General features: G+C 58.8%; 8 protein-coding genes. 2 read left to right on the forward strand and 6 right to left on the reverse strand.

The annotated features are described in order from the left end of the window. Positions 1 to 7: 7 nt before the first annotated feature. Positions 8 to 2089: an oxidoreductase gene (locus AC0L26_RS28040; RefSeq protein ID WP_473635481.1), complete on the forward strand. Its 2082-nt coding sequence runs from the start codon at positions 8 to 10 to the stop codon at positions 2087 to 2089. Here the strand turns inward: AC0L26_RS28040 and AC0L26_RS28045 are convergent. The 3 genes from AC0L26_RS28045 to AC0L26_RS28055 are packed head-to-tail and all read right to left on the reverse strand — an operon-like array spanning position 2002 to position 6400. Continuing rightward, positions 2002 to 3363, reverse strand: coding sequence for a glycosyltransferase family 4 protein (locus tag AC0L26_RS28045; RefSeq protein ID WP_473635482.1), 1362 nt, complete (start codon positions 3361 to 3363; stop codon positions 2002 to 2004). The two genes, AC0L26_RS28040 and AC0L26_RS28045, sit on opposite strands and share 88 nt — an antisense overlap. Further along, a complete protein-coding gene (locus AC0L26_RS28050) occupies positions 3360 to 4808 on the reverse strand; it encodes a lipopolysaccharide biosynthesis protein (RefSeq protein ID WP_473635483.1) in 1449 nt (482 codons plus the stop codon). The genes AC0L26_RS28045 and AC0L26_RS28050 overlap by 4 nt, the downstream gene beginning before the upstream one ends. Further along, complete coding sequence (locus tag AC0L26_RS28055; RefSeq protein ID WP_473635484.1) at positions 4805 to 6400, reverse strand: DUF4214 domain-containing protein; 1596 nt, start codon at positions 6398 to 6400, stop codon at positions 4805 to 4807. The genes AC0L26_RS28050 and AC0L26_RS28055 overlap by 4 nt, the downstream gene beginning before the upstream one ends. A 288-nt stretch (positions 6401 to 6688) precedes the next feature. Between AC0L26_RS28055 and AC0L26_RS28060 the strand changes: the two genes are divergently transcribed. Beyond that, on the forward strand, positions 6689 to 7822 hold the full coding sequence (locus tag AC0L26_RS28060) for a glycosyltransferase family 4 protein (RefSeq protein ID WP_473635486.1): 1134 nt from the start codon (positions 6689 to 6691) through the stop codon (positions 7820 to 7822). Between the two features lie 173 nt (positions 7823 to 7995). Here AC0L26_RS28060 and AC0L26_RS28065 read toward each other — a convergent pair whose 3' ends face one another. The 3 genes from AC0L26_RS28065 to AC0L26_RS28075 form a co-directional block, all read right to left on the reverse strand. After that, positions 7996 to 9066, reverse strand: a complete 1071-nt coding sequence (locus tag AC0L26_RS28065; protein WP_473635487.1) for an adenylate/guanylate cyclase domain-containing protein — start codon at positions 9064 to 9066, stop codon at positions 7996 to 7998. A 3-nt stretch (positions 9067 to 9069) separates the two neighbouring features. Further along, positions 9070 to 9561: a Rab family GTPase gene (locus tag AC0L26_RS28070; protein ID WP_352938555.1), complete on the reverse strand. Its 492-nt coding sequence runs from the start codon at positions 9559 to 9561 to the stop codon at positions 9070 to 9072. 15 nt (positions 9562 to 9576) lie between these two features. Beyond that, on the reverse strand, positions 9577 to 10479 hold a 903-nt coding region (locus tag AC0L26_RS28075; RefSeq protein WP_473635488.1), incomplete at its 5' end, for an OmpA family protein.

The following is a 10479-nucleotide window of genomic DNA, read 5'->3' on the forward strand; positions in this document are numbered from 1 at the left end:
GTATTCGTTGCTGCGTCTTGACTGGGCAGGGATTGTTGAAAAGGCCGAGCCCGGCGTTGTCCGGCCGGAGGTTCTTCTCGCAGACAGTTTCCAGGACGATCGCACCCGCGGGACGGTGATTGGGACCTTGGCGACAAGGGGAGGAGCGAGGTTCGGACGCGACATCGAACGCCAGATCGCGATCGATCACGGTGCACTTCGGTTCCAGCCACTCGTCAGGCCCGGCTGGGGCCGGCAAGGGATTTCCTATGGCCCCTTTCAACGAGAGGCTGGTCTGGTGCTGTTGGTCTCGATCACCAACGGCCACAACACATCGCAGGGATCGCCTCTGCCCGACGATCTCGCCAGGCGGGTCTACCGTTGGCTGCGGGGACCCGGCATCGACCCGTGGCCCGGCCGTCTGATGTCGTTGATACGGGCGCCACGAAAGAGGCTCACCCTTCGCCGCCTTTGGTGGTGGGTGCTCAGCACGCCTTGGACCTATCGGGGTCCGAACATCAACGAGAACCTGGCTGTCGGGTGGTTCCCCAGTGAGGCGCCGGTTAATCCCGTGGAAGAGGGCTGCGGATTTGTCGTGCATGCCGCCGAAGGCGAAAACGGCGAGCTGTGGGCTCGCGTAGGAAAGCAATGCCTGAGTGCGTTCCGACGTCTGAAGAACCTTCATCTCTATTATGTCGTAGCGCTGCGGGAGCAGGGCGCCGTCTATTATGTGGCCGCTGACCAAGAAGCCCACGGGGTTGCCGCATTTCCGATGATGCGTCCTATCGCGATCGATCCTTTCAACAAGGACGAAAAGCTGTTTGCAGGTGTGCATCAGTCGGCACTTGGCCAGATAGGGTTTCGGGTCGACACACGCGTCCAAGCGGTTCATGTCGGGCGGATACCTGAATTTTCTAGCGAGTTTAGCACCGCCCATGCTGCCGATGCACACGTGGAAGGCTTGCCGGGGCAGGTCGCCGCAATCGGGGGGCGGTGGCGTTTCTTGCAAGACGCTGGCGACAATCTGTCCATCGTCGATCCTGGCTACCCTTCAGGATTGATCCACGGGCTGCTTGAAATTTCCGCAGCCTCTGATGTGTGTGGTCTTGTCTGGCGGTTTCGGGACAAGGACAATTTCTGGCTGCTAAAACTTTCGACGCTTGGATGCACCTTGGTCAGCAAGCAATTGGGGAGCGAGATCACGATCGCGACGAATGCGGGACACGCGTTGCGCGAGCGTTCTACCCATTCGGTCCAGATCCTTGACTGGAACGGTCAGGTGAGCTGCTTCCTGGATGGGGCTCGCCTTTTCGACCTGTCTGCTGAGGCCGGTCCAATCGAGAGTGCGACCGGAGTGGGTATATGGAAAAGCTCCGACAGCGAGCCGCGCTGGCATAGCTTTGAGGCTCATCCTCGCGAAATTCCCATACCAGTAATGGCGCCCCTGGAGGCGCCGTGGAACCACCGCGGAGCAAGCCTGTCCTACGCCGACGATTTTGCTGGTGCTGCCGGCGAACTGGATCGCCGCACGACGGAACTGGGCGGCGGACAATGGGCAAGAACACTGGGAACCGGGGTCATCGACGTCGACGGACTGGGCAGCGCCCGTGTGCGCGCCAGTGTAGACAGACCGAACCCGGGTCGCACATTCTATTCGCTGCCGTGGGATCTACCGGGGTTCAGCGACCTCGAGGTTACAATCGAGCCCCCTGGGGAGCGCCGAGGCCAAGATCAGCGCAGCCGGGCGGGACTGCTCTTCTGGCAAGACAGCGACAACTACGTTTGTGTCACGACTTGGCTCGATGATGCCTACCAAGGTGCTTCAATTTCGGTGTTCATCAAGCGACTTGGCTTTGAGGAACTTTATGACGCAGTCTGGACTAATGTGGCGGACAAGGTCGTTTGGGGAAAACGCTTTCGCATGCGCGTCGCATTCGACGGAAATCGGTTTGCAATCTCGATCGACGACGAACTGGTGATGCAGCGAAGCCTCACCGACATCTATCCCGATGACGCTGCCCTTCAAATTTTGCGGGTCGGACTCGCCGTCAACTGGGAGTGGGGCGATGACACGGGCTCGGTGTTCACGTCGTTCAAGGCCCGGCGCTGAACGAAAGTGCGGTTTCGCTTTCCAAGCTGTGAACGGTGGGTGGCGATGGCCTTGTCGTATAGGGTCCGGGTCGACTGGGCTATCCTTTCCCAAGCATAAAGATCGGCGACACGCGCGGCTCCCCGGTTCCCCAGTTTCGCCGCTCGCGCTGGATCTTTGAGAAGGTCGATGATTTGGGCTGCAAGCGCATCCGGGTCATTCTTCTCAACCACGACGCCACCGCCAGTCGCTTCCACAATCTCCGTCATGCCGCCGACGCGAGTGGCTACGACCGGGGTACCATTCGACAGCGCCTCGATCAGGCTCATTCCGAAGGACTCGCTGAGAGAGGGATTTACCAGAAGCGATGCTTCGGCATATCGCTCCGCCAATTTTTCGTAGGGCAGTGTGCCAACGAAGCCCACGGTGCGAGCGATCGCCGGCGGTATCATCGCACGCAGCGCGGTATCGTAGGAACCGAGATATGCGCTGCCGCCGTGGTAGAAGCGAGCGAGATCGCGGACTTCGCGGTCCGCGCTCAGGTCAATCAGGAATTCACGAGGAAGCGTTGCCGATGGGCCGACTATCTCGAGGCGGGCATCGGGACAGGCCGCAACAACGGTCTGCCAGGCCTCGATCAGTGTGTGAATGCCTTTTTCGGGCGACACACGGCCAACGAACAATACCTTTCCCGGTATTCGCGCTACGGCGACGTCCTGGTTCGCGGGCGCTCCATTCGGCAGGACTGCGAAAATTGGACCCATTTCAGCAAAGCGCGTGCGCGCCGCGGTCACGACATGGTCTGAGCACCCGACGGCGAGATCGGTGGCGGCGAGCGCTCGTTTCATTGCATGGCGGTCAAGTTCTGCGAGCCAGTCACAGTGCATGTGCAACACGATTGCTGCTTGCGGCGCCGCCCTTCGAATGGCGGGTACGTATTGCGGAAAATTCTGGATATGGATCACGTCCGGCGAGAGACGGCGTATCGTCCGAATGGCCTGGGCGAGAAAGTCAAATGCATAGACACTTTGTGCAACCAAAGGCGAACGCGGCTGGACGCGGCTCCAGAGGCGGGACGCCAGGCTCCATACGCGTGCCGGCGCGCATTTGAGCAACTCGAAACGTACACCGTCGATTTCCATCTTGGCGGGCATCCCGCGCAGGCGCCGAGCGATTATGGTCGTGTCGCAATCTGCACCCAGTCGCCTCGCGACTTCATACGTCCAAATGCCAATCGAGTTCTGGATCGGGGGCGTGACCGTGTCGAAAGGCTGGCTCAGGATTACGACTTTCATCGAGCCCTCAGCCTCAATACAAAATTGCGTGCGTTGAGCAGGTCGGGGCGCACCAGCACGAAGGAAGCTGCTGCATAAACGCCCGCGCCAATCAAGATACCGCCGGCCAGTACGATTCCAGGCGCGGCACTCGCCGGGGCACCGCGCAGCCATGCGCTGACGACCGCAAACATCAAGATCGAAGCGACGGCAAGCCGTGGGAAAATCGCCAGCGGTCTTAAAACGTCAATATGGGCAAGTCTATGAACCTGGATGAGGAAGACCGGCAGAAGCAGAACGTTGCTGGCCACGAGGGCGGCAATGGCCCATTCGAAGCCGATCTGCACGCCCCCCGTGATCAAGACGAGAGCCAGCACCGTATAGACCATGTTTAGTTTCAGGAGCAGGCCCGAGCGGCCGAGCGCCAGGATCGTGAACGAGCAGAGGCTGTCAACGGTGCGTTGGACGCCCAAAACCATGAGTATCTGTACAGCCGCTACCCCAACCGACCACTGCTGGCCGAAGATGAAGGGAACAGCGATCGGCGCGACCGCGGCAAAACCAAAAAAGGCCGGAAAACCTATTATACCCGCCACGCGCACGGTTGCGTTGAAAAAGCTGTTTATCTTTTCCGGCTGAGCCTGGATGCGAGACACGGTTGGCAAGGTGATGGCCATGAGCGGCCAGAGCAACGATTCCACCAGCAGATCGAGAGGTCGACGCGCAAGCGCATATATACCCACGGCATGAGGTCCGAGGAACGCGCCGAGCACAATCTTGGGCAGCTCGTCGTTCGCGAAATTCCAAAGCGTTTGCAGGACGAGAGGGCCGGCAAATCCGAACAGCTCCCGAATGCGGACGTAGGAGAACCTGAAATTTGGCCGCCAGGAACTTCCGAAAAGAATAATGGCGGTTTCAACTGCGGCCTTCGTAAGTTGCATCCAAACGAGGCTCCACACGCCAAAACCAGCGATAGCCATGCCTACGCCCAACGCGCCGCCGACTACCGAGCCTGTAAGCGTGCGCACGGCGAACAGCCGAAAATTCAGCTGCCGCTTGAGGATCGCCGCCGGTACGACACCGAATGCCTGGATCACAACGATGGCGCTGGTCCATTTTATGAGTGCTTCCAAGTGCGGTTGATCGAACGCGGCCGCGATGGCGCCGGCGGATATCCAGATAAGTGCTGTGATCGCAGCGCCTGTCGCCGCAAGGAGGCAGAAAGCCGAATCCAGGTGAATGGGATCGATTTCCTCGCGCTGGATAATCGCGTCGGGTAGACCCCTCGTTACCGGAGCGGCCAGAATATTGGGCACCACCATGGCGAGCGCAGCGAGCCCGAATGCCTCTGGGCCAAGGTGGCGAGCCAGCACCACAAATACGCCGAACATGGCGATCTGTCGGCCCCAGGTCTCGACGGCGGCCCAAACAGCGCCACTAACGACCTGTCGGCCGAAAACGTTCATTGAACCGCCTGCTGAGGCTCGTTGGGAAACAGAACCGTGTGTCTGGAGCGAAATTCATACGAGTGGATCAACTCAGCCACGATCTGTTCGCCACTCACCTTGCCGCTGTTCAGTTTCGACACATAAACGGAAAGCCCATTGTTGTCCGGCTCCCGTCCAAGCAGTAGCCGATAGAGAAGGGCTACGTATTGCGCATTTCCAAGCCCAACTGGCCGATTTTCAGTCCTGAATTCAACCGAATGCAACAGCTTCGTCAGTGTCGGAAATATAGATGGATCCTTCTTCATCGCGACGACCTCGCGCCACTGCTCGGTCGGGGAGGGCATGCGATGCAAGATCAGACAATAGGCATATGCAACCTGGTTGGCGTGATTGAAAGCAGAGTTGTCGAACGCATCAAGCGAACAGGGGTGAAATGTACCGGCGCCTGCAACGGCGGGCACCGACGTCTGGTCCGGAGGCGGCGCGGCCTTCGTCGAGACCGTCGGCGAACTGGAATCTGTACTGCCGTCCGCAATGATTTTCTTCACGGCGTCATATGCCAGCTTTTGCCCGTCCGGCGCCCATAGCCCGTGGTCGCGCTTCTTCAGGCGGACCAGGCCCATGAAGGCCTCATAGCTGGGCGCCCAGTACGGCTCGTCCAGCAGTTCGTAGATATGGGCAGCCTGCAGTCCGTACAGAGATTGATATCTGCGCAGGAGTGTCATGGTCTCGACCACACCTTCGGCCTGCTGCTTTTCCCCTCGTTGGCTGCCGCCACTGTAATTGAACTCTGTCAGCCAGATGGGTTGGCCGAATGTCGCCAGGAATTTGAATGCTTCCTCCGGGTCACCTTCGTAAAGATGCCAGACCGAAATATCCCATCTGATACCGTCCTGCAGCATGCGGGTGAATGCTGCACGGTGACCCCAGCCGGCAGTCCCCATGGCCTTTTTTATCGTCGGATCCACTGCGATGGTTGCATCCGATAGACCGCGCAGCACTGCGCTCGCCTTTGCCCAGCGCGGACTGAAATAGTCGGATGTCACGGTGCCGCCGGCAGGGCCCCAGGAGCAGTTGTATTGTATTCCGCTGTCTTGCATCTCGCAGGGCATCAAGATCGCATAGTTCTCCATCTCATTGCCAAGTTCCCAAATGCGGATGTCGTCCTTGAAGCGGGATACGAGCGTCGACGCGAGGCGATAGGCCTGCGCATAGAGGTCATCGACAGTTCCATTGTCGAGGTCGAGGTCGGGCGTGATGACAGGTAGGATCTGGACCCCGCGCTCCTTGCCCGCCTTGACCAGATCGGCAAGTCTGGCGGCGCTGTCGGCGCTCGAAATGTTGACCCGATATGACTTCATGCCGAGGTCGCGGACGTAGTCGAGCTGCTGTTCGATCGATATCCCGTGATAAGCATTGAAGGGATGTCCATTCACCCCCCAGAGCAGGTCCGCTGCGCACGAGGCCGTCATACCCAGTAGACATGCCAGGATTGTCCATAGACGTCTGGTCGTGGCGACGGCCAGTCCAACGGGGCTTGGTTGCGATGGATTGGTCGGCCGCTGCATTAGCGCGAACTTGCTTGTCTTGCGCCAGATATCATGCGGCATCACTCCATTCGCTGAACTCTGCCTGAGATCCATCCGGGCACGACGATTGAGATCTGCCGCACCGCTCAACCCAGTCTACCACTGCCGCGCGACGCGGAACCTCACACATTCGGCGTAGACACTCAGGATTTGCCACGCCATTCGGATGAAAGCTGCCGAAAATTGTTCCGGGCAGAGCGACCAGTTACGTCCCAAAGGCCAAGATGACCCGGGCGTCTCGGTCATCCAAAGTCGCGGAATTGAGACATAGCGCTGGTGACCAACCCTGTCGCCCGGACGTGGTTCGCGATGACACGACATTGGACGATCAACGGCCGTTTTCTCGCGCAGCCGACCACGGGAGTTCAGCGGTACGCACGCGAGATCGTTTCGGCGCTGGATGCCTTGATCGTGGACCAAGCTCCCTTGGCACGGGATCTGACCCTCGAGCTGCTGGTCCCGCCGGGGGCGCTTGACAATTTGTCCTTGGCCGCCATCCGTGTCCGGACTGTCGGCAGCTTCGGTGGGCATGCGTGGGAACAAGCCGTGCTTCCTGCCTACTCTCGCGGCGGCCTGCTCAGCCTCTGCAACACGGGCCCTCTGACTGTACGCCAGCAGGTTCTTTGCATTCACGACCTCAATACACGAGCATGCCCGCAGAGCTATTCACTTCCATTTCGGCTTCTTTACCGCACCTTAGTTCCCGCTTTGGGCAGGACCGCGCGGAAGGTTGCGACCGTGTCGCAGTACTCTGCGGTTGAACTGGCGCGCTATGGCGTGTGCCCGCCGGCAAAGGTCGAGGTTGTAAGCAACGGGCATGAACATGCGCTGCGATGGACCCCCGGTCACTCGGAACAAACACTGGCCGTTGCCGGTCCTAGGACAATCGTCGTACTTGGCAGTTCGATTCCGCACAAAAATGTCGGTCTGATCACCGGCATGCACCAACGACTTGCCGCTGCGGGGCTACAGGTTGTTGTTGTGGGTGCATCCACGTCCCGAGTCTTCGGCAGCACTGACAACAAGAAGTCGCCTAATATCATCTGGCTGGGGAGAAGGTCAGACGCTGAACTCGGCGCGCTTCTGAGCGATTGCTTGTGCCTCGCGTTCCCGTCTCTGGTTGAAGGTTTCGGACTACCGCCCCTCGAAGCCATGACGCTAGGATGTCCGGTGGTCATGTCGGATCGTGCCAGTCTGCCTGAAATCGGCGGGAATGCGGTTTTGTACGCATCGCCTTGCGATGAGAACGCATGGCTCGATTGTTTCATGCGCCTGGTCCACGAAGAAGGCCTCAGAACCAAATTGATCGCACGCGGTCGTGCGAGGGCGGCCAGATTTCAGTGGGCCGCGTCGGCTCAGCGATATTTGGAACTGATGGCCGGCGTGGATGGATTTCCAAAAGTGCCGCCGCCACTTAGCAAAGCCGAATACTGTCTGAATTAGCAACTTGCCGCCCCATTCGGAACAACCGTTTTGGGACAGTATGGCGCGGCCTGGTCGGGGCCACGCCCAGGTGGTGTAGCTGCCGGGCTTGAATAGCGCGATAGCTTCCAACTGCTCCGACTAGATGTTCGCTTCGTGTGGCTTGCACCGGCCAGGCTTTCCGCTGACGGACGTCAGGCCGGGAGCCGCCACATTCGCACACGACCTGTACCACGCAATTCCGTTTCCGCGAGTGGGTCGCAGGCAAACTTTGGTCCAAGCAGTTTGCGAGTTGCATCCGAAATACGGATTTCATCGGGCTCCGCTGACGTTTGAATACGTGCGGCGAGATTAACGGTCTCGCCCCACAGGTCATAGGCAAACCGTCTTTTGCCTATGACGCCCGCTACGATTGGTCCTGAGTGAATTCCAATCCTGAGTCTTAGCGGTTGTCCCGCGAAGCGTTCGAGCTTAACCGCCTTCCGCAGTTCAAGTGCATAGCGCGCAAGGGCTTCTGCATGATCGGATCGCGCGGCGGGCAGGCCAGCGACCACCATCACACAATCGCCGATTGTCTTGATCTTTTCGCAGCCGTATCGTTCCGAGAGCAGATCCGCCGCCTTGAAGAAGTAATTTAACATAGCGAGCGTCGTCTCGGCTCCGACGCTCCGCGCTCTTTCCGTAAAGCCGACGATGTCGGCAAAAAGCACACTCACCTCAGCGTGGTTGTCTGCAATTTGTTCGTCCGCTTTTAACCGCTCCGCGATCGACGCCGGAAGAATGTTGAGGAGTAGGTTTTCGGCGCGCTGGTATTCACGCGACAATCCCTCTTGGCTCTGCCTCAACGCCTCGTTCATCAATTGTAATTTTTCGTTGAGTTGGCGCTCCCTCTCTTGCAGGAGGGTCATTTCATAAGCCTTCTGTTGAAGCCGCTGCCTATTGTCGCGTTCGGCAGTGGCGTCAAGAAAGAGCAGCCATACGCTGGCATTGTCAGCAAAAAGATGAAGGTCCGCGACACGCCCGCTGGGCAGCTCGACCATGGCCATATGATATGGCAGCTCCGGGCAAGGCAGCAAACCCTCCATGAATTCAAGCTGCTCGGCAACAGGCCTACCAATGCGAAGTGATGAGAGTCCGTAATGTTTTACACTACCGCCCTTCGCAGCGATGCAAAGCTGGGCATCAATTTTCAGATATGCGACAGAGTGCTCGTTGTAGAAGAAATCGTAAATCCAGCTTCTGACTTCTCTTGGCAATCCATGCATGATCTATTTGGTGACCATCGAAGCAAGCTGACGAAATGCATCATCAACGTGTTCACCTGAAAGCGCACTTGTTAGATAGATTTGCCATCCTAGTTGCCTGAATTCGGCAATCTCACTATCCGAGATTGCCCACCGATCGGCCAGATCGGATTTGTTGAACAGCAATACAAACGGCATAGCGCCGAATTCGGCCTCGGCCCGCTCGCGCAGCGTGAGCGCCACGGCAAGAGTAGCAGCGCGGGTTCCATCGACGACAAGCACGAGCCCGCTCGCACCTCGCACATAGCTGACGCGGAATGAGCCGATGTCGTCTTCGCCGGCCAAATCCCACAAAATCAGATCCACGGTTTTGTCCGGGAGTGCGACACTCTTCTTGTCGATTTTCACTCCCACCGTGGTCAAGTAGGTTTCTGAAAAGATGCTTTGCACAAATCTGCGAACCAGACTCGTCTTTCCGACAGCGAACCCGCCCAACATGCAGATCTTCTTTTGCAATATCCTGGGCTCCGCCTAGTGGAAGTTGACCGTAACCGAAACTCTGCGATTGGCGGAGCTCCCGGTTCTGCTATTCTCAGTCTCCGCCGGCTCAAAGGTGCCCGCGCCGCGAACCAAAAGCGATTCCGGAGCGACGCCGCGCTTCTTGAGAAGCGCACGAATTGTCTCGGCGCGGGCGGCGCTGATCGAAGCGTTGGCCGTCTCACGGCCCACGGCGTCCGAATGGCCAGTCAACATGAACTGTGCTGTTACGCCTGCCTTGCGGGCGTCCTTGGCCAATTCCTTCAACTGATTCGCCAATTTGTCGAGAACTGGTAGTTGCTCTGGCCCCGGTACAGCCTTGCCAGAATCGAAGAAAATGTCGACCGCTTGAATAGCCTCCCTCAAATGAGTGAGTTTCTGAGGGGTCACCTCGCGCAGCTCGGAAATTTCTAGAGAGAGTCCGTCCGCGGCCAGTTGTTGGGCGGCCACCCGCGCCCGATCTATCCAGGCGGCAGGAGCCTCACCCACGACAACGATGCGATCCTTGATGATCGAAAATCGTACTGAATCCGGCGGGACCAGCGACGCCATCAGCCGCTTCACCACGAACTTCGGATCAAGGCTCTGATAGAATTGCCACTGCGAATGAACGCGAGCCGGATCAACCCCTGTTCCGGACAGCAGAGCCTGCGGGTCGGCGGCCTGCGGATCTCTCAGGCCGGAAATGTAGAAATGTCCGCCCCTCGCAGTTTGTTGGGCGACGATGATCCCCGGTTGGGCCTCAAGTCGCGACACATAATGCTGCCAGTGCTCCGCCGCGCGTGCTTCGGGGCTCACGTCACGAACCTTGGAGATGTCGAATTCCGGTCCGCCTGCCGAAAGCTGTCGGGCCGCTGCGCGCGCCCGATCTATCCAGGTGTCGGGAGCCTCACCCTC

This window comes from Mesorhizobium sp. WSM4823, from assembly GCF_055811195.1.

Coding starts and splice junctions, on each gene's coding strand:
- AC0L26_RS28050 (WP_473635483.1), bottom strand. CDS start 4,808: ATGAACGTTTTCGGCCGACAGGTCGTTAGTGGCGCTGTTTGGGCCGCC.
- AC0L26_RS28045 (WP_473635482.1), bottom strand. CDS start 3,363: ATGAAAGTCGTAATCCTGAGCCAGCCTTTCGACACGGTCACGCCCCCG.
- AC0L26_RS28065 (WP_473635487.1), bottom strand. CDS start 9,066: ATGCATGGATTGCCAAGAGAAGTCAGAAGCTGGATTTACGATTTCTTC.
- AC0L26_RS28055 (WP_473635484.1), bottom strand. CDS start 6,400: ATGCCGCATGATATCTGGCGCAAGACAAGCAAGTTCGCGCTAATGCAG.
- AC0L26_RS28060 (WP_473635486.1), top strand. CDS start 6,689: ATGACACGACATTGGACGATCAACGGCCGTTTTCTCGCGCAGCCGACC.